We start from the raw sequence: 17,020 nt of genomic DNA, 5'->3' as shown, positions 1-17,020 counted from the left end.
GCCCTGCGCTTCATGACCCGGACTTCTCCGGTGCAGACAGACCCGGGCACTCTACGCGGGTCGATGCCCTCTTGCGGGGCCCCGCGCCACGGGTCAACAACGTGGTGAAGGAATGCCGTGGCATCACGGCGGACACGGCACTGCGTCTGATCCGGTCGTCGGCACCACACCGACGTACCGGGTGAATCGGCAAGCAGCCTGCGAATGGCGTGCAACACGAGACAAGCTGGCCGAGATCGAACGAGAGGTGCTGCCGCTGCGCAAGATTTCGTGACCCGCCACGGACGGACCAGGCCACGCGCAGGTGACTGATGTTCACAACCGCCAGAGATCGATCCCGGCCTGCGCGAAGCGCTCCCGGTCGAGCACGGACTTCACGTCCATCAGCACCGCGCCGGACGCCATGATGCGTCCCAGGTCTTCCGGGCCCAGCGCGCGATAGGCCTGGTGCGCCACCGCCAGGATCACCGCGTCGGCCTTGGGCAGATCGTCCCAGTCGCACAGCGCCACGCCGTACTCGGCCTGCGCCTCGGCCGGGTCGGCCACCGGGTCGTGCACCCGCACCTCGCAGCAGTACGAGGCCAGTTCGGTCAGGATGTCCTCGACCCGCGAGTTGCGCAGGTCCGGACAGTCTTCCTTGAAGGTCAGGCCCAGCACGATCACCCGGGCGCCCGACACGCCGCGTCCGGCCTGGATCATGCGCTTGACCGTCTGCTCGGCGATGTACTTGCCCATGCCGTCGTTGATCTGCCGGCCGGCCAGGATCACCTGCGGGTGGTGGCCCGCCGCCTCGGCCTTGTAGGTCAGGTAGTAGGGATCGACCCCGATGCAGTGCCCGCCGACCAGGCCCGGGCGGAACGGCAGGAAGTTCCACTTGGTGCCCGCCGCCTCCAGCACGTCCAGGGTATCGATGCCCAGCTTGTGGAAGATCAGCGCCAGTTCGTTCATCAGCGCGATATTGAGGTCGCGCTGGGTGTTCTCGATCACTTTCGCCGCCTCGGCCACCTTGATGCTGGCCGCGCGGTGCACTCCGGCGTCCACCACGCTCTCGTACAAGGCTGCCACCCGTTCGAGCGTTTCCGGTGTATCGCCGGAGACCACCTTGACGATGGTCTCGAGCCGGTGGACCTTGTCGCCGGGGTTGATGCGCTCGGGCGAGTAGCCGACATGAAAGCCCTCGCCCGTCGCCCCTTCGCGGCCCAGCCAGGGCAGGCCCGAGTGCTGTTCGAGCAGGGGTACGCAGACGTCCTCGGTGCAACCGGGAAACACCGTGGATTCGAAGATCACCACACTGCCGGGCTGCAGGTGCGCGCCCACGGTGCGGCAGGCGCCTTTCAATGGGCCGAGATCGGGCCGGTGGGCGTCGTCGATGGGCGTCGGCACCGCCACCACGATCAGTTGCGCCTCGGCCAGGCGCGCCGGATCGCTGGTGTATTCCAGTTGGCTGGCCGCGGCCAGGTCATCCGATGTCACCTCGCCGCTGGGGTCGTTCCCCTGGCGGTAGTGCGCCAGCTTGGTCTTGTCCAGGTCGAAACCGATGGTCCGGCGTTGCCTGCCGAAGGCCACCGCCAATGGAAGGCCCACGTAGCCCAGGCCGACCACCGCGACCACGTCCCTTGTCATCTCAACCTCCCCAGGAGTCGCGCAGCGACACGATCTGGTTGAACACCGGCCGGCCATCAGGGGCGTCTTCGGTGTCGCGGCAGAAATAGCCCTCGCGCTCGAACTGGAAGCGCTCGCCGACCGCCGCTTCGCCCAGCGACGGCTCGAGCACGGCGCCATCGATCACGCACAGCGAATCAGGGTTGAGGTCGGCCAGGAAATTGCCGTCGCGTCCCGGCTGCGGCACCCGGAACAGCCGGTCGTACAGCCGCACCTGGGCATGCACCGCGTGCGGCACCGGCACCCAGTGGATGACACCGCGCACCTTGCGACCCTCGGGATTGCGGCCCAGGGTCTCGGGGTCGTAGGTGCAGCGCACCTCGACGATTTCGTCCTGTTCGTCGCGCACCACCTCGTCGGCGCGGACCACGTAGCCGTTGCGCAGCCGCACCTCGCCGCCGAGCACCAGGCGCTTGTATTTCTTGTTGGCCTCCTCGCGGAAGTCGTCGCGGTCGATCCACCCCTCGCGGGTCATCACCAGTTCACGCGTGCCCATGTCCTCGTTCTTGGGGTGATTCGGGCCGCGCAGGATCTCTTCGTGATCCTCTGGCCAGTTGACGATCACCAGCTTCAGCGGCTGCAGCACCGCCATGCGGCGCGGTGCGCGTGCATCCAGATCGCTGCGGATGGCCGACTCCAGCATCCCCATCTCCACCGTGCTGTCGGCACGGGTGACGCCGATGCGGTTGCAGAAGTCGCGGATCGCCTCGGGGGTATAGCCGCGCCGGCGCAGGCCGGCGATGGTCGGCATGCGTGGGTCGTCCCAGCCCGAGACATGGCCCTCGTCCACCAGCTGGGTGAGCTTGCGCTTGCTCATCACCGTGTACTCGAGATTGAGGCGCGCAAACTCGATCTGCTGCGGATGGCAGCCGATGCTGATGTTGTCCAGCACCCAGTCGTAGAGCGGACGGTGATCCTCGAACTCCAGGGTGCACAGCGAGTGGGTCACGCCCTCGATGGCATCGGAGATCGGATGGGTGAAGTCGTACATCGGGTAGATGCACCAGGCGTCGCCTGTCTGATGGTGGATCAGACCATGACGGATACGGTAGAGGGCCGGATCGCGCAGGTTCATGTTGGGCGAGGCCATATCGATCCTGGCGCGCAGGGTACGGCTGCCGTCGGGGAACTCGCCTTCGCGCATGCGCCGGAACAGGTCGAGGTTTTCCTCCACGCTGCGGTTGCGCCAGGGACTCTCGCGGCCCGGCTCGGTCAGGGTGCCGCGGTAGGCGCGCACTTCCTCGGGCGAGAGATCGCAGACATAGGCCAGGCCCTTCTCGATGAGTTCCACCGCAAAGCCGTAGAGCTGCTCGAAGTATTCCGAGGCGAAGTGCAGTTCAGACCATTGGTAGCCCAACCAGCGCACGTCTTCCTGGATGGCCTCGACAAAGTGCGCCTCTTCCTTCGCCGGGTTGGTATCGTCGAAGCGCAGGTTGCAGCGACCGGCATAGTCCTCGGCGATGCCGAAGTTGAGCACGATGGACTTGGCGTGCCCGATGTGCAGATAGCCGTTGGGCTCGGGCGGAAAGCGGGTGACGATCCGCTGGTGCTTGCCCGCGGCCAGGTCGGCGTCGATGATCTGGCGGATGAAGTTCTTCGGCGTGTTCTCGGCGCTCATGGGCAGATCTCAGCGGTTGGAGCGGATGTGTTCGATGGCGCGGTCGATGCGGCGCAGGGTGGCCTCGCGCCCCACCAGCCAGAGGGTCAGGTCGAGATCGGGCGAAGGCGAGCCGCCGGTGACCGCCACGCGCAACGGCATGGCCACCTTGCCGAACCCCACGCCCAGCGCCTCCACGGTATCGCTCACCGCCTGGTGAATGGGCTCGCGTTCCCAGTCGGCCAACGCGGCCAGGCGCTCGCGCACCGCGGCCAGCGCCTGGTCGGCCTCGCCCTTGAAGGCCTTCTTTGCCGCCTTCTCGTCGTAGCTGTCGAAATCGCGGTAGTAGAAGGCCGAGATGCGTGCCAGCTCGACCAGGGTGGTGGCGCGCTCGCGCTGCGCCTTGACGACCTCGACCAGATCCGGCCCCTCGGCCGGGTCGATGCCCAGGTCGCCCAGGTGCGGCGAGAGCAGGTGAGTCACGCGTGCCGGGTCGCTGTGCATGAGGTACTGCTGGTTGAGCCAGTCGAGCTTGGCGGTGTTGAAGGTCGACGGCGCGCGGTTGACCGCCTCCAGATCGAACAGTTCGATCATCTCATCGAGCGAGAAGATCTCCTGGTCGCCATGCGACCAGCCCAGGCGCACCAGGTAGTTGAGCAACGCCTCGGGCAGGTAGCCCTGTTCCTTGTATTGCATCACGCTCACCGCACCGTGGCGCTTGGACAGGCGACTGCCGTCCTCGCCGAGGATCATGGGGACGTGCGCGAAACGCGGCACGTCCCAGCCCAGGGCGCGGTACAGGTTGATCTGGCGCGGGGTGTTGTTGATGTGGTCGTCGCCGCGGATCACGTGGCTGATGCCCATGTCATGATCGTCCACCACCACCGTCAGGTTGTAGGTGGGTGAGCCGTCGGAACGGCGGATGATCAGGTCGTCGAGCTCCGTGTTGGCCACGCGGATGGGACCGCGGATGAGATCGTCGAACACCACCTCGCCATCGACCGGGTTACGGAAGCGGATCACGTGCGGCTCGTCGGCGCTCACCGTGCAATCACGGCAGTGGCCGTCGTAACGCGGCTTCTGCTTCGCCGCCAGCTGCTGTTCGCGCAGCGCGTCCAGCCGTTCCTTCGAGCAATTGCAACGGTAGGCCAGGCCACGCTCCAGCAGCTGTTCGATTACCTCGTCGTAGCGATCGAAACGATGCGTCTGGTAGAAGGGGCCCTCGTCGTATTCCAGCCCCAGCCAGGTCATGCCCTCGAGGATGGCATTGACCGATTCCTCGGTGGAACGCTCGCGATCGGTGTCCTCGATGCGCAGCACGAAACGGCCGCCGTGACGGCGCGCGTACAGCCAGGAGAACAGCGCCGTGCGGGCACCGCCCACGTGCAGGTAGCCTGTGGGGCTCGGGGCGAAACGGGTCTTGATGGTCATGATGCGACTTCAGTGGCAAACGAAGATCGCCATTTTACCGGAAATCGCCTCCGACCCGTGACGCGATATGGTCCTCGCCCCGCCTAGGCGGGGCGAGTCCAGGATCAACGCGCGTAGCGGTCGTGGTTGAATACCAGGTCACTGCCGGGAGCGGTGCGGTGACAGGCGATGCAACCCTTGGCCGAACCCTTGGCGACCCGTCCCGCCAGGGCCATCCCCTTGGGGTTCTTCAATACGCTGCCATCCGGTGCGTACTTGACCCAGAACCAGTCGCGATTGGCTGGATCGTAGCCCGGGCGTTTGAACATCACGGTGACCGCCTTCAGGTAACGTTCGGGCGTGTTGGCGACAGTCGCCTTGCTCACACCCTTGCCCCCGTAGTTGCGCTTGACGATCACCGGCCCCGTATCGTGACCCACGCGAATGACGACACCCAAGGTGTCCAGTATGGCGCCATGCGGATGGGTGCCGGTGTAGGGCGTGCCGTGAATCGCGTTCTCGCCGACCAGGCGCCGCTGGCGCAAGTGTTGCCAGAGCACCTGGGCATAATGCAGATCCTCGACGGTACCGAAAGGCGCGCCCGACGCTTGCGACGATCGCCCGGTGCTCCCGTAGGGACCGGCACAGGCCGCGGTCACCAGCGATACCGCGACCAGGGCCAGAAGACTCGATCGGATGTGTTTCATGGCGGTTCCCCTTCTGTTGCGACATCAATGACGCGAAGGATGCCGGGTGCCGCCAGATCGTCCGCCTCCGCCAACAAGACCCGGTGGAGGCACAAAGCATTTCCTCATTTCGGCACCAGGTGATACTGCGGTACAGCCATGGCCGGCATGGCTGCCATCGAAGCAGGCCGGCAGCGGCGTGCTTTCGTCGGGGGCCTGCAGGGCCTTCTAATTACCCGGTGATTAAAGAGGATAGGCGTCGCGGCTGCCGTGCCGTTCGCTGCGAGTTGTTACAATTTCCGTTTTCGGGAGTCCCAGCCATGCGTGACTTGCTCGCCCGTATTCCCTTTTACATCGTCCTGATCGTCGCCCTCACCCTGGGGCTGGCGCCCTTCGTGCCCGAGCCACACGTCTGGGAGAAGCTGCGCATGCTCGGCGAGGGCACCCTGCGGCGGCCTATCGACATCTTCGACCTGTGCCTGCACGGCGCACCCTGGCTGCTGCTGTTCGCCAAGATCGCGCTGGGTCAGTTCACCACCCGGCCAACAGGGCACTGAGCATGCCGCTGCCGCCGCCCGCCAACCGCGAGCCCCCGCACACACGGCAGATCGTGTGCCGGGGTTACCGCCGTGCCGACGGCCTGTGGGACATCGACGCCCACCTGCGCGACACCCGCGACGAACCCCTGCAGACCTTCGGCCGGGGCGAGATCCCACCCGGCGAGCCGTTGCACGAGATGTGGATGCGCCTGACCGTGGACGACGAGTTGACCGTGATCGATCTCCGCGCGAGCATCGAGCAGGCCCCCTACCCCGCCTGCCCGCACTTCCCGGCCGAGCGCTTCGAGAAACTGATCGGGCAGCGCATCGCGCCCGGCTGGACTGCGCGGGTACGCCTGGCCCTCGGCGGGGTCCATGGTTGTACCCACCTGGTGGAGCTGCTGGGCCCGCTGGCCACCACCGCCATCCAGACCGTCTATGCCTGGCGCGGCGAGTCGCTGGACGGTCACCAGCACCAGCCGCCCGAGGATTTCATCGACAGTTGTCATAGCCTGGTCGCCGATGGCGAGGTGGCGCAACGGCTGTGGCCTGGACGCGGCGATGACGACTGAGCACTCCCCCGAACTGCTGGCCCCTGCCGGCGGCCTGTCACAGCTCGAGGCGGCGGTGCATGCCGGCGCCGATGCGGTGTACTTCGGCCTGGAGCGCGGCTTCAATGCCCGCCGGCGCGCCACCGGCATCGCCGCGGACGCACTCGAGGCGGTGATGGAGAAACTGCACCGCCATGCCGCCCGTTGCGGGGTGGACGCGCTGATCGGCCTGGCGCGGCTGGCGCGCGCCGTCGCGCCCGCACTGCCCCTGCACGCCAGCACCCAGATGTCGATCACCGATGCCGAGGGCGTGGCCTTTGCGCAGTCACTCGGCCTCTCGCGGGTGGTGCTGGGGCGCGAGCTGTCCATCGAGGAGATCGCCGCCATCGCCGCCGAGACCGAGGTGGAACTCGAGGTCTTCGTGCACGGCGCCTTGTGCGTCAGCTACAGCGGCCAGTGCTTCTCCAGCGAGGCCTGGGGCGGGCGCTCGGCCAACCGCGGCCAGTGCGCCCAGCCCTGCCGTCTGCCCTATGGCCTGCTGGTGGACGGCGGACTGCGCGAACAGGGCGGGCTCGACTACCTGCTCTCGCCGCAGGATCTGATGGCCCTGCCCCTGCTGCCGCGCCTGCTGCGCGCCGGGGTGTGCAGCCTCAAGATCGAGGGACGACTCAAGGGCCCCGAATATGTCATGCGCACGGTGCGCGCCTACCGCCAGGCCCTCGACCGGCTGGCGGCCGGCCAGTCGACCGACGAAGAAGAACTGATGATCGACCGCGACACCCGGCGCGGCCTGGCGCAGATCTTCTCGCGCGGCCAGGACGAACGGCACGACGGGCTCACCCCGGGCTTCCTGCTCGGTTCGCGTCACCAGGAACTGGTGATCGGCCGCAACCCGCGCCACCGCGGCCTGCACCTGGGCCGGGTCGAGGCAGTACTGTACGACGGGGTGCGCCTGCGCCTGCACAACCCGGTCAAGCCCGGCGACGGGGTGGTGTTCGACGGCGGTCGTCCGCAGCGACACGAGCCGGGCGGTCACGTGCGCCGGATCGAGCGCCGCGGGGAACGTATCCGTGAGGAGATCGACCGCGGCGAGGTGGTGCTGCGCTTCGGCCCCGGATTTCGTGCCACGGACATCGCGCCCGGCGACCATGTCTGGCGCACCCGCGACGCGGCCAGCGACGGCGGCCCGGTGCTGCGTCCGGCCGAGGCCGTGCGCCTGCCTCTGCGCATCGAGCTGAGCGGCGCAGCCGGCGAACCGCTGCGCATCCGCCTTGCAACACCCGACGGCCGCCAGGCCGAGGCCGCCAGCCGCACGCCCCTGCAGACCGCCGATCGCCGCCCGCTGGACGAAGCGGCTCTGAAGCGCGCCATCGGTGAGCTGGGGGACACTCCCTTCCGCATCGCGCACTGGCAACTGGACCTGCCCGACGGCCTGTTCCTGCCCCTGGGCGAGATCAAGCAGACCCGGCGCGCGGCGGTCGAGACCCTGCTCGGACAGATGACCCGGCACCAGCGCGACCGCGAGCTGGCCTCGGCGCCAGTGCTGCCGGTGCTGCTGCCCGAGGTTGCCCCTCCGTCACCACCCACCCAGCCCGCCCTGTCGCTGCTGTGCCGCACCGCCGAGCAGGTCGAGGCCGCGCTGGCGCTGGACGACATCGACGAGATCCAGGTCGATTTCCTCGAGGTGCATGGACTCAAGGACGCCTGCCAGCGCATCCGCGCCGCCGGTCGTCGTCTGGTGGTCGCCGCCCCGCGCATCTTCAAGCCCGGCGAACAACGTCTGGTCCGTTACCTGTTGCACCTGCAACCCGATGCCCTGCTGGTACGCTCGGCTGGCCTGTTGCAGCGCCTGCACGCCCTGGGCGGTGCAGGTGCCGCCTTCGACGAGGCGGTGCGCATTCCCACGCTGTACGGCGACTTCTCGCTGAATGCCGCCAACCGGTTGAGTGCCCACCAGCTGCTGGACCTCGGCCTGGCGCGCCTGGCCCCGACCCACGATCTGAATGCCCGGCAGATCGCCGCCCTGGCCACCGGTCTGCCGGAGGCCCGGCGCGCCTGTATCGAGGTGGTGGCACACCAGCACCTGCCCATCTTCCATACCGAGCACTGTGCCTTTGCCCGCTTCCTGTCCACGGGCAACGGCTACCGTGACTGTGGCCGCCCCTGCGAGCGCCACCGGGTGCACCTGCGCGACCCGAAAGGCCAGGACCACCTGCTGCTCGCCGACGTCGGTTGTCGCAACACCCTGTTCAATGCCCAGGCCCAGTCGGCCGCCGGCCATCTCGCCGATCTGCTGGCAGCCGGCATCCGCCACTATCGCATCGAGCTGGTGGACGAGCCCGGCGACCAGGTGGCGGCCATCGTGGCGGGCTACCGCGCGTTGCTCGATGGTCGCCTCTCGGCCACTGCCCTGCTGCATCGCCTGCAACAGGTGCCCGACGCCAACGGCCGCGCCCAGGGCGTGGGCAGCGGTTCGCTGGCAGTACGCGTGGAACCACCCCGGACGGCCATGAAGCGTCCCACTGCGCGTTGAACCTCCGCATGAGCCCGCATCATCACCATCACCACGATCACCACACGGCGGACCGACGCATCGGCCTCGCCTTCGTCCTGAACCTGGTGTTCACGGTCATCGAGGTCGTCGGCGGGCTGCTCACCAACAGCACCGCCATCCTCGCCGACGCGGTGCACGACCTGGGCGATTCGCTGGCGATCGGCCTGGCTTGGCTGCTGGCGCGTCGCCCGGCGAGTGGCCGCTACACCTACGGCTACCAGCGATTGTCGCTACTCGGTGCGCTGATCAACGCCCTGGTACTGATCATCGGCAGCCTGTGGGTGCTGTCCGAAGCGATCTCCCGGCTGGCCGACCCGCCCATGCCGCACGCGGTGGGCATGACCTGGCTGGCGGTATTGGGCATCGTGGTGAACGGCGCGGCGGCCTGGAGCCTGCACGGCGGCAGAAGCCTCAACGAGCGGGTGCTCAACTGGCACCTGCTCGAGGACGTGCTCGGCTGGGTGGCGGTGCTGATCGTGGGCATCGTGCTGCAGTTTGCCGACTGGCCCATCCTCGACCCGCTGTTGTCGATCGCCTTCACCCTGTTCATTCTGTTCAACGTGGTGCGCAACCTGCGCGAGACCCTGCGCCTGTTCCTGCAGGGGGTGCCGGACGACGCGCTGGTAGAAACGGTGCGCGAGAAGCTGCTGGCCCTGCCGCACGTGGTGGACGTGCATCACCTGCACCTGTGGTCGCTGGACGGCGAGCACCACGTGCTGACCGCCCATCTGGTGCTGGACATCCCCATCAGCGCCGAGAGTCAGCACGAGATCAAGGAGGCCATCCGCGAGACCTGCCGCGACTGCGGCATCGGCCACACCACCATCGAGCTGGAACAGGCCGACGAGACCTGCCGGCACGGGCCGTGAGCCGTCAGCTCCCGCGCGAAAGCAACCGGGCCAGGCGCTCCAGGCCCTGCTCGATGCGCGGCACCTCGGTGGTGTAGGCGAAGCGCACGTGGCGCGCGGTGTCGTTGGCACCGAAATCGCTGCCCGGGGTGATCGCCACACCGGCCTCCTCGAGCAGGCGTTGCGCAAAGGTCTCGCCGTCTTCGTCAAGGTGTTCGGGCAGGCCGGCATACAGGTAGAAGGCCCCGCCGGGCGGCTGCGGGGGCAAGGCGAAGCCCAGCTCGCGCAGGCCGGCGAACAGGCGGTCGCGCCGTGCCTGGAACACCTGCCGGCGACGCTCCAGCTCGTCGAGCACCGGGGGATCGAAGGCCGCCAGCGCCGCGTGCTGGGCCAGGGTGGGCGGTGCCAGGAACAGATTCTGCGCCAGCCGCTCGATGGGTTCCACCCAGGCCTCGGGCACCACCGCCCAGCCAACGCGGTAACCGGTCATGCCGAAGAACTTGGAGAAGCTGTTGATCACGAACAGCCCCTCTTCACCCAGCACCAGCGCGGTCTGCGGTGGCGTTTCGTATTGCAGGCCCTGGTAGATCTCGTCCACGATCAGGAAGCGCCGCTGCGCGCGCAGTGCGCGGTAGAGGACAGCCAATCGCGAAGCGGAAATCAGCTCACCGGTCGGGTTGGCGGGGCTGGCCAGCATCATGCCGGACAACCCCGGCATTTCCGCCGCCCGATCCGGATCGACCGCCATCGCCTCGCCGCCGTAAAGCGTGATCATGTGGCGGTTGCACGGATAGCCGGGGTCCTGGATGCCGATGCGGTCCCCCGGGTCGACCAGCGCGCCCAGAACCAGCTGCAGCGCGCCCGAGGCGCCGGGGGTGACAATCACCCGCGCCGGGTCGATGGAGAGGCCGAAACGCTGGCCATACCAGCCGGCGATGGCCTCGCGCAGCGCCGGCAGGCCGAGTGCCGGGGTGTAATGGGTCTGACCACGTGCCAGCGCCGCCTGCGCCGCGGCATTGACCGCCTCGGGAGCCGGGAAGTCGGGCTCGCCGACCTCCATGTGCACGATATCGCGCCCGGCCGCCTCCAGTGCCTGCGCCCGGGCCAGGATGGCCATCACCCGAAACGGGGCGATGCCCTGCATGCGTGCTGCGGGCGCGGGCCAGGACATGCTCAGAGGGTCTCCAGCAGGGCCAGGTTCACCGGCCCAGGCAGGGGCTCGCCATCAGCCCGGCGCGGCGGCGTGCCCGGCTCGCCGAGCTGGTCGAGCACCAGGCTGGCGCGCGAGAAGTCCTGGCCGAGGGTGTAGTCGTTGGTGGTGACCACGATGCGCGCGATGCCGGCATCGGCGGCCGAGGTCACACCGTGCCCGGAGTCCTCGAAGGCAATCACACGCTCCGGAGCCAGCCCCAGGCGCTCGAGCACCCAGACATAGATGTCCGGTGCGGGCTTCTTGGCTGGCACGATGTCACCGGCACCGATCTCGGCGAACCAGCCCACCGACTCGGCGCCCAAGGTGTTCTCCAGCAGGGAGGTGACGTTGTCCATGGTGGTGGTGGTGGCAATCGCCAGCGAAATGCCGGCCTCCCGCGCCTCGCGCAGCAGGCGCTCCACGCCCGGGCGCAAGGGCACCCGGCCCTCGGCCATCAACGCCTTGTAGTGTTCGGTCTTGGCCGCGTGAAGGTCGGCGACAAAGCCGTCCAGGTCCGCGGGGGGCTCGAAGACGGTATTGAACTCGCGCAGGTAGTACTTGATGCGCTCCTTGCCGCCGGTCACTGCCAGCAGCTTGCCATAGAGCGCCACATCCCACTCCCAGTCGAGACCGGCATCGGCGAAGGCACGGTTGAAGGCCACGCGGTGGCCGTCGCGCTCGGTATCGGCCAAGGTGCCGTCCACGTCGAAGATCAGGGCTTCAATCTCACACACGATCGACTGCTCCACAACGAAAGGCCGCGCAGCATAACAAGCATCCGGCGGACTCGGCTATCTTGCGGCGCGGCCTTGGCCGCGGTTCCGGCTTCATGGTAACGTGAAGCTTTACACGCGAGGTGGTCAAAAGATGCCGGGAAATTCCGCCGACCTGGCCCATTACGAAGGCTTCGAGCCCTATTGTCCCACCGCGGACGAGCCCTACATGAGCGCCGGGCAGGAGGCACATTTTCGCGCCATGCTGGAGCACTGGCGCCACATGCTGATGGAGGAGGTGGATCGCACGGTCGACCACATGAAGACCGATGCGACCCAGCACGCCGACCCCAACGACCGCGCCACCCAGGAATCCGACATCGGCCTGGAGCTGCGCACCCGTGACCGCGAGCGCAAGCTCATCAACAAGATCAACCAGGCCCTGCGCCAGCTCGACGAACACGAGTACGGCTATTGCAAGGAATGCGGCGTGGAGATCGGCCTCCGGCGGCTCGAGGCCCGTCCCACCGCCGACCTGTGCATCGACTGCAAGACGGCCCAGGAACAGCAGGAAAAGCATTTCAGCTGAATCGCCATGGCGGATCGCCCGGCCGTGCCACCTTATCGCGGACGCTTCGCCCCCTCGCCCACCGGGCGACTGCACTTCGGTTCTCTCGTCACGGCCCTGGCCAGCCGGGTCGATGCCTTGGCCCACCACGGCGAATGGTGGGTGCGCATCGACGATCTCGACCAGACTCGCTGCCGCCCCGGCCTGGAAGACGATATCCTGCGCAGCCTCGAGGCCTTCGGCATGCACTGGGACGGTGAGTTGCGTTACCAGAGCCGGACCAGCGAGGCCTATGCCCAGGCGCTGGACCAACTGCAGGCACAGGGAAAGGTGTACTTCTGCCGTTGCAGTCGCAAGACAGTACGCGAGCAGGCCCGGCGGGAGGGTATCGAGGGCCCGATCTATGCCGGCACCTGCCGGGACCTGGGACTCGACGATGCCCCGGGGCGAGCCGCCCGCCTGCGCACCGAAGATGAACCGTTCGGCTTTACCGACCGGGTGTTCGGCACGCAGACGCAGCGCCTGGCAAGCGACATCGGCGATTTCGTGATCCGTCGCGCCGACGGGTACTTCGCCTATCAGCTGGCCGTGGTGGTGGACGATGCCCTGGCCGGGATCACCCACGTGGTGCGCGGTGCCGACCTGCTGGCGTCCACACCGCGCCAGATCTGTCTGCAACGGCTGCTGGAAATGGCCACACCAGTCTATCTGCACGTACCGCTGGTACGGGACCGGAATGGCCGCAAGCTCAGCAAGCGCGAGGCCGCCCAGCCGGTCGACGAACAGCGGCCACTGACTTCCCTGCTCGCGGCCTGGCGCTGGCTGGGGCAGCCGATGCCCGACTCCGACCTTGCCCTGGAAGAATTCTGGCAATGGGCGCCGACCGCGTGGCAAGTTGAACGCATGAGGAAACTTCGAGATGACACAGCCCCCTGTTCCCTATGAGTTGCTCGGTGGCGAGCAAGGTGTACGCGAACTGGTCGATCGTTTCTACGACTACATGGACAGTCTGCCGGAGGCGCGCGAGGTCCGTGCCCTGCATGCCAAGAGCCTGCGTGTCTCGCGCGAGAAGCTGTTCCTGTTCTTGAGCGGCTGGCTGGGCGGTCCCGACCTGTACGTGCAGAAATTCGGCCACCCCATGTTGCGCCGGCGCCACCTGCCCTTCCCCATCGGGGTGAAGGAGCGGGACCAGTGGATGCTGTGCATGCGCAAGGCGCTGGCCGACATGGACATCGACGAGGTCCTGCGCTCGCGCCTGGAGCAGGCCTTCATGCAGACCGCCAATCACATGCGCAACCAGCCAGAACAAGAGGCCGACCCACGGCTGCCGATCGCGCCAGCGCCGAAGAAATGAAGCGTCTATTACACATCACGCATCAGTGGCATGCGGGCCAGCACGAAGGCCGCATCCGCTTCCGGTACGCCATACGCTTCGCAGCAGAGTGAATACGACCGCACCTTGTCCTCGATCAGTGCCATGACCTCGCTGACGCGTCTTGGCCCCAGTCCGCACAAACGCCCGAGGTCACGCAGCGCATCCGGTGTCGGCCGATGCCCCGCACTGCCAAAATGCAATACATGTTCCCGGTTGTCGTTCACGTCCGGCAGGATGTCGAAGGCCGGCGTCAATCGCCATCCCCCATCACGCCACTGCATGGCAAAGTTCTTCAGGTGATCATCGGTATTGGCCAGACAGGCGTTCAGTACGATCTGCCGAAACAGTTGCTCGAGATCCTCCTTTGGCGCCGATGAGACACGCGCGACCACCTGGATCACGTCACGATAACCGGCCTGGTAGTACCCACGCGCATCCAACAGGCTTTTCAGCGACAGCATGTGCCGACGCCCCCCGGCGGGCGTCACATCGAAACGCTCGAGCAGGAGCACCTTGCGATCCCCGATACCGACCACGCGGAATGCCGGAACCGGGATGCCGGCTTCTCGCGCCACCGCGAGGCTGGCGGCTTCGAGACCCACGATATCCAATGCGTCCCGGCGTGAAGGAAACTTCGCCAGCAATGGCCGTCCGGCGTCCCGTACCAGGGCCTTCGGACGCGCCCCGCCCGGTGAACTGCCCGCGGCAAACAGCAGACGGATGGCCTCGTCGATTCGCTCCGGCTGCGCCTGATAACGATCGGCCGCGTCCAGCAGCTGGTCGAGACACATCAGCGGCGGCACTTCATCGCCGTCCAGCTCCGGCGGTTCGGGCGTTCGGGTATAGGCCAGCGCCCCCATGCCATGTCCACCCAGCCGCGCGAGCAGATCGATATCGCCTTGCTCGGCACGCGCCAGGCGGTAACGGCGCACCATGACCGCCCGACCCCAGGCATCGGGCAGGCTGTCGATGAACACGGCATGCAGGCCAGTGTGCGGATCCCCGGCCCGGAACTCCCCGGATCGCAGCGGCAGGTGCAGGGGATCGACAGGACCAATGACCGGATCGGCCAGGTAATCCACGGCATACCGGAAGGCCCCCGAACGCGCGCCACCGGGCGGTCGCGGTTCCGTGACGGCGATCTGGCCAAGCGGATGCACCGCGCCGGCCTCGTCGCGCAACCAGACATGCAACAGGCGGGCTGTCATGAGGTGATCTCGTCAAATGGCGAGGCCGGAAACAAAGCCAACAGGGCCTCGAGTTCGCCATACATTGCGATGGCCCGCACCCAGATGCCAATGGCCACGCCCGGCTCCCCGCGCTCCATCTTGCGGTAAGTCTCACGGCTGATCCGGCAACGGGCCGCTGCATCGGACTGGCGGTCACCCCGCCGCTTGCGCGCCAGGCGAAGTCGCTGTCCGAGCCATTCCAGGGCCTGGCGTTCTTCGTCAAACAAGCCATTCATCGTTGGCATTATGGCATGTTTCAAGCCTCCATGCCCATGACCATTGGCATTTCAGCGATATTCGCGGCACTTTGAGCAACGCCCCTCCCTGGATATTCTCAAGGGCAAGACAACGGTCGCAGAGGTTTCTCGGCAACATGACCTTACTCCCGGTGATGTAGAGCGCTGGGTGGAAGAAGGCATTCAGGGCATGGAGAACAACTTCCGAACCCGCCCGCGAGGCCTTCAGGGAACAGTACGAGCGCAAGCTGGCGGAAGCGCATGCGCCCCTGGGCGAGAATGAATTGGAGCTCAAAGCGATAAAAAGTGGCAGCGCCTGCTCGACGAGTACGCAGTGACAATGGCCTGGTCTTCACCTCCCATCGCTATACGGCCATGGTCAGGGGCCATGGATTGACCCAGGCGCTCATTACGCCATATAGCCCGGAGCAGAACGGCATGATCGAAGGATTTATCCGCACCATGAAAGAAGAATGTGTATGGCATCACCCCTTTGAGTCGATCAGCCTTGCACGAGAAGTGATTGGGCATTGGATACGCCACGACAACACCGAGCGGCCGCATCTGGTATTCGGCTACTAGGTGCCTGCGCAGACTGCTGCGTAGGGTGTGCAAAAACCAGGGGGATCATTACAGAATTTTCCAAGGTGGCACGCACCTTGAACATGCGCCAGGCCGCACCTTTGGCATCAGGTGCTTGCGGCGGGATCCCGTGACGAGCACTGTCAGCCTGCCGCACGGACCGTATCTTGTTCAATGATCGAGTACAGCTAATTCAATGATCGAGTACAACTGACAATTACCGCATCGCATATAAAGAAACAATGGCAATTGCCTGAAACGCTGGGTGGCGGAAGTTGCAAGACAATTTATGCTAACCCCGTCGCGATGTAATGTGGCTATGGCAACTGTTGTTCTCAAGAAAGCCCGAGCATCGACTTGAGTTTTTGTACGTTTGATCGGCTCACCGGAATGCGTGCCTCGTCTTTCGTCTTTATGATGATGGCACACTGTTCATCTACTTTTTCAAACGCACAAGCGAAGCGGATATTGATCATGTGGATTCTGTGTACACGAACGTACTGCATGGAGTCCAGACGGGTTTCAAGATCAGACAACGAAAGGTTGCACAAGAATTGTTCGTTTTCGGTATATACGTTCGTGTAATGACCTTCGGCTCTGAAATGAACCACGTCATTGAGGTTGACCAGTACGACTCTGTTTTTCTTGTACACGGGAAGTTTGAACAACAACCGCGGCTTGCCTTCTTCTCCAGCCTCCTTGCGTGGGGAAGTGGTTAATGTCCGTCAGGTCGAAAAACACCATGCTGGTCCCGACGGGGCCATCGTCGCCACACATCTTCGAGACCTTGATCAGAAGAACCCGGTCGGGAATGTTGATCATCATGGTCATTGGTGGAGGGGATTCTGCCGGGCAACCCGAAGATGACAGCACCCATTCCACCTTTTTTCGACTCTTTTCCGGGTGAAGCTGTACAATTTCCCGCCCGATAGCTTGACCCACGTCAACACCCAATACCTGGCGTGCGATACCATTTAGAGCCATGACCCGATTGTTATTATCAAGCCAGACAATTCCGGGGTCGAATCTCTGAAGCTTGTGCTCGAATGATTCCACTGATTAGTAATCCCACTATGGTGGTTATCCGAATGAGCAGGCGTCTTTTTTGTTGTCAGAAGAAGATACCTCAGGGAGCGACCGGCTGACAAGCCTGTACCCTGGTGCAATCGATGTGTGGGGCCATGACGTCACGAATTTCAGAGGTGCAGGCCCTGAAATACGCGGCAGGAGCCTGCAGCTTCGAAGCCAGAAGGAGGCGGATCCTGCAGCGATGCCCTA

At 65.7% G+C, this 17,020-nt stretch carries 19 protein-coding genes; 9 read left to right on the top strand and 10 right to left on the bottom strand.

Annotated elements, in window-relative coordinates; translation table 11 throughout:
• The first annotated feature begins 112 nt into the window (after window positions 1-112).
• Window positions 113-274: a hypothetical protein gene (locus EBS_RS14240; protein ID WP_171816196.1), complete on the top strand. Its 162-nt coding sequence runs from the start codon at window positions 113-115 to the stop codon at window positions 272-274.
• A 41-nt stretch (window positions 275-315) separates the two neighbouring features.
• Here the strand turns inward: EBS_RS14240 and EBS_RS05895 are convergent, their stop codons facing one another.
• The 4 genes from EBS_RS05895 to EBS_RS05880 form a co-directional block, all read right to left on the bottom strand.
• Window positions 316-1,623 (bottom strand): nucleotide sugar dehydrogenase, encoded by a 1,308-nt coding sequence (locus tag EBS_RS05895; RefSeq protein WP_043107758.1) that lies wholly within the window; start codon window positions 1,621-1,623, stop codon window positions 316-318.
• A 1-nt stretch (window position 1,624) separates the two neighbouring features.
• Entirely contained in the window at window positions 1,625-3,280 is a 1,656-nt protein-coding gene (locus tag EBS_RS05890; RefSeq protein ID WP_043107757.1) for a glutamine--tRNA ligase/YqeY domain fusion protein, read from the bottom strand.
• A gap of 9 nt (window positions 3,281-3,289) precedes the next feature.
• A complete protein-coding gene (gene gltX / locus EBS_RS05885; RefSeq protein ID WP_043107756.1) occupies window positions 3,290-4,690 on the bottom strand; it encodes a glutamate--tRNA ligase in 1,401 nt (466 codons plus the stop codon).
• A gap of 104 nt (window positions 4,691-4,794) precedes the next feature.
• Entirely contained in the window at window positions 4,795-5,376 is a 582-nt protein-coding gene (locus tag EBS_RS05880) for a cytochrome P460 family protein (protein ID WP_081999847.1), read from the bottom strand.
• 299 nt (window positions 5,377-5,675) lie between these two features.
• On the opposite strand from EBS_RS05880, the gene EBS_RS05875 reads away from it, so the two are divergent.
• The 4 genes from EBS_RS05875 to EBS_RS05860 are packed head-to-tail and all read left to right on the top strand — an operon-like array spanning window position 5,676 to window position 9,868.
• On the top strand, window positions 5,676-5,912 hold the full coding sequence (locus EBS_RS05875) for a hypothetical protein (protein WP_043107755.1): 237 nt from the start codon (window positions 5,676-5,678) through the stop codon (window positions 5,910-5,912).
• Between the two features lie 2 nt (window positions 5,913-5,914).
• Entirely contained in the window at window positions 5,915-6,466 is a 552-nt protein-coding gene (locus EBS_RS05870; protein ID WP_043107754.1) for a DUF2889 domain-containing protein, read from the top strand.
• Window positions 6,456-8,978, top strand: a complete 2,523-nt coding sequence (locus EBS_RS05865; protein ID WP_070104764.1) for a U32 family peptidase — start codon at window positions 6,456-6,458, stop codon at window positions 8,976-8,978. The genes EBS_RS05870 and EBS_RS05865 overlap by 11 nt, the downstream gene beginning before the upstream one ends.
• Before the next feature lie 8 nt (window positions 8,979-8,986).
• Window positions 8,987-9,868, top strand: coding sequence for a cation diffusion facilitator family transporter (locus EBS_RS05860; protein WP_043107753.1), 882 nt, complete (start codon window positions 8,987-8,989; stop codon window positions 9,866-9,868).
• A 4-nt stretch (window positions 9,869-9,872) separates the two neighbouring features.
• Here the strand turns inward: EBS_RS05860 and EBS_RS05855 are convergent, their stop codons facing one another.
• Together EBS_RS05855 and EBS_RS05850 are read right to left on the bottom strand one after the other, a co-directional pair.
• The gene (locus EBS_RS05855) at window positions 9,873-11,018 is read right to left on the bottom strand and encodes an aminotransferase class I/II-fold pyridoxal phosphate-dependent enzyme (RefSeq protein ID WP_043107752.1); all 1,146 of its coding nucleotides are present in this window, start codon (window positions 11,016-11,018) and stop codon (window positions 9,873-9,875) included.
• Window positions 11,019-11,020: 2 nt separating this feature from the next.
• Window positions 11,021-11,773 carry an HAD family hydrolase gene (locus EBS_RS05850; RefSeq protein ID WP_043109333.1) on the bottom strand — a complete coding sequence of 251 codons (753 nt, stop codon included), beginning with the start codon at window positions 11,771-11,773 and terminating at the stop codon, window positions 11,021-11,023.
• 133 nt (window positions 11,774-11,906) lie between these two features.
• Between EBS_RS05850 and dksA the strand changes: the two genes are divergently transcribed.
• Genes dksA through EBS_RS05835 form a run of 3 tightly spaced genes read left to right on the top strand, consistent with a single transcriptional unit; the run spans window position 11,907 to window position 13,674 of the window.
• Window positions 11,907-12,341 (top strand): RNA polymerase-binding protein DksA, encoded by a 435-nt coding sequence (dksA, locus tag EBS_RS05845; protein ID WP_043107751.1) that lies wholly within the window; start codon window positions 11,907-11,909, stop codon window positions 12,339-12,341.
• Between the two features lie 6 nt (window positions 12,342-12,347).
• Complete coding sequence (gene gluQRS / locus EBS_RS05840; protein ID WP_043107750.1) at window positions 12,348-13,265, top strand: tRNA glutamyl-Q(34) synthetase GluQRS; 918 nt, start codon at window positions 12,348-12,350, stop codon at window positions 13,263-13,265.
• The gene (locus EBS_RS05835; RefSeq protein WP_043107749.1) at window positions 13,240-13,674 is read left to right on the top strand and encodes a group II truncated hemoglobin; all 435 of its coding nucleotides are present in this window, start codon (window positions 13,240-13,242) and stop codon (window positions 13,672-13,674) included. The genes gluQRS and EBS_RS05835 overlap by 26 nt, the downstream gene beginning before the upstream one ends.
• 8 nt (window positions 13,675-13,682) lie before the next feature.
• Here EBS_RS05835 and EBS_RS05830 read toward each other — a convergent pair whose 3' ends face one another.
• Together EBS_RS05830 and EBS_RS05825 are read right to left on the bottom strand one after the other, a co-directional pair.
• Window positions 13,683-14,903, bottom strand: a complete 1,221-nt coding sequence (locus EBS_RS05830) for a type II toxin-antitoxin system HipA family toxin (protein WP_052199347.1) — start codon at window positions 14,901-14,903, stop codon at window positions 13,683-13,685.
• A complete protein-coding gene (locus EBS_RS05825) occupies window positions 14,900-15,160 on the bottom strand; it encodes a helix-turn-helix domain-containing protein (RefSeq protein WP_052199346.1) in 261 nt (86 codons plus the stop codon). Before EBS_RS05825 ends, EBS_RS05830 begins: the two co-directional genes overlap by 4 nt.
• A gap of 375 nt (window positions 15,161-15,535) precedes the next feature.
• On the opposite strand from EBS_RS05825, the gene EBS_RS14545 reads away from it, so the two are divergent.
• Window positions 15,536-15,742: an integrase core domain-containing protein gene (locus EBS_RS14545; RefSeq protein WP_052199345.1), complete on the top strand. Its 207-nt coding sequence runs from the start codon at window positions 15,536-15,538 to the stop codon at window positions 15,740-15,742.
• A 335-nt stretch (window positions 15,743-16,077) separates the two neighbouring features.
• Here EBS_RS14545 and EBS_RS14760 read toward each other — a convergent pair whose 3' ends face one another.
• Both EBS_RS14760 and EBS_RS14755 read right to left on the bottom strand, forming a co-directional pair.
• Entirely contained in the window at window positions 16,078-16,353 is a 276-nt protein-coding gene (locus EBS_RS14760) for a LytTR family DNA-binding domain-containing protein (RefSeq protein ID WP_269446345.1), read from the bottom strand.
• A 1-nt stretch (window position 16,354) separates the two neighbouring features.
• On the bottom strand, window positions 16,355-16,798 hold the full coding sequence (locus EBS_RS14755) for a PAS domain-containing protein (RefSeq protein ID WP_269446338.1): 444 nt from the start codon (window positions 16,796-16,798) through the stop codon (window positions 16,355-16,357).
• Window positions 16,799-17,020 lie beyond the last annotated feature (222 nt).

The sequence above is a fragment of the endosymbiont of unidentified scaly snail isolate Monju genome, from assembly GCF_000801295.1.
Lineage (GTDB): Bacteria > Pseudomonadota > Gammaproteobacteria > Chromatiales > Chromatiaceae > MONJU.
This window is presented reverse-complemented; position numbering and strand designations above follow the sequence as displayed.

Bases quoted from the DNA above. Each gene is read 5' to 3' on its own strand.
- EBS_RS05825 (WP_052199346.1), bottom strand. From the start codon at position 15,160: ATGAATGGCTTGTTTGACGAAGAACGCCAGGCCCTGGAATGGCTCGGA.
- EBS_RS05875 (WP_043107755.1), top strand. From the start codon at position 5,676: ATGCGTGACTTGCTCGCCCGTATTCCCTTTTACATCGTCCTGATCGTC.
- EBS_RS14545 (WP_052199345.1), top strand. From the start codon at position 15,536: ATGGTCAGGGGCCATGGATTGACCCAGGCGCTCATTACGCCATATAGC.
- dksA (WP_043107751.1), top strand. From the start codon at position 11,907: ATGCCGGGAAATTCCGCCGACCTGGCCCATTACGAAGGCTTCGAGCCC.
- EBS_RS05865 (WP_070104764.1), top strand. From the start codon at position 6,456: ATGACGACTGAGCACTCCCCCGAACTGCTGGCCCCTGCCGGCGGCCTG.
- gltX (WP_043107756.1), bottom strand. From the start codon at position 4,690: ATGACCATCAAGACCCGTTTCGCCCCGAGCCCCACAGGCTACCTGCAC.
- EBS_RS14240 (WP_171816196.1), top strand. From the start codon at position 113: ATGCCGTGGCATCACGGCGGACACGGCACTGCGTCTGATCCGGTCGTC.
- EBS_RS05835 (WP_043107749.1), top strand. From the start codon at position 13,240: ATGACACAGCCCCCTGTTCCCTATGAGTTGCTCGGTGGCGAGCAAGGT.
- gluQRS (WP_043107750.1), top strand. From the start codon at position 12,348: ATGGCGGATCGCCCGGCCGTGCCACCTTATCGCGGACGCTTCGCCCCC.
- EBS_RS05860 (WP_043107753.1), top strand. From the start codon at position 8,987: ATGAGCCCGCATCATCACCATCACCACGATCACCACACGGCGGACCGA.
- EBS_RS05895 (WP_043107758.1), bottom strand. From the start codon at position 1,623: ATGACAAGGGACGTGGTCGCGGTGGTCGGCCTGGGCTACGTGGGCCTT.
- EBS_RS05890 (WP_043107757.1), bottom strand. From the start codon at position 3,280: ATGAGCGCCGAGAACACGCCGAAGAACTTCATCCGCCAGATCATCGAC.
- EBS_RS05870 (WP_043107754.1), top strand. From the start codon at position 5,915: ATGCCGCTGCCGCCGCCCGCCAACCGCGAGCCCCCGCACACACGGCAG.
- EBS_RS05830 (WP_052199347.1), bottom strand. From the start codon at position 14,903: ATGACAGCCCGCCTGTTGCATGTCTGGTTGCGCGACGAGGCCGGCGCG.
- EBS_RS05855 (WP_043107752.1), bottom strand. From the start codon at position 11,018: ATGTCCTGGCCCGCGCCCGCAGCACGCATGCAGGGCATCGCCCCGTTT.
- EBS_RS05880 (WP_081999847.1), bottom strand. From the start codon at position 5,376: ATGAAACACATCCGATCGAGTCTTCTGGCCCTGGTCGCGGTATCGCTG.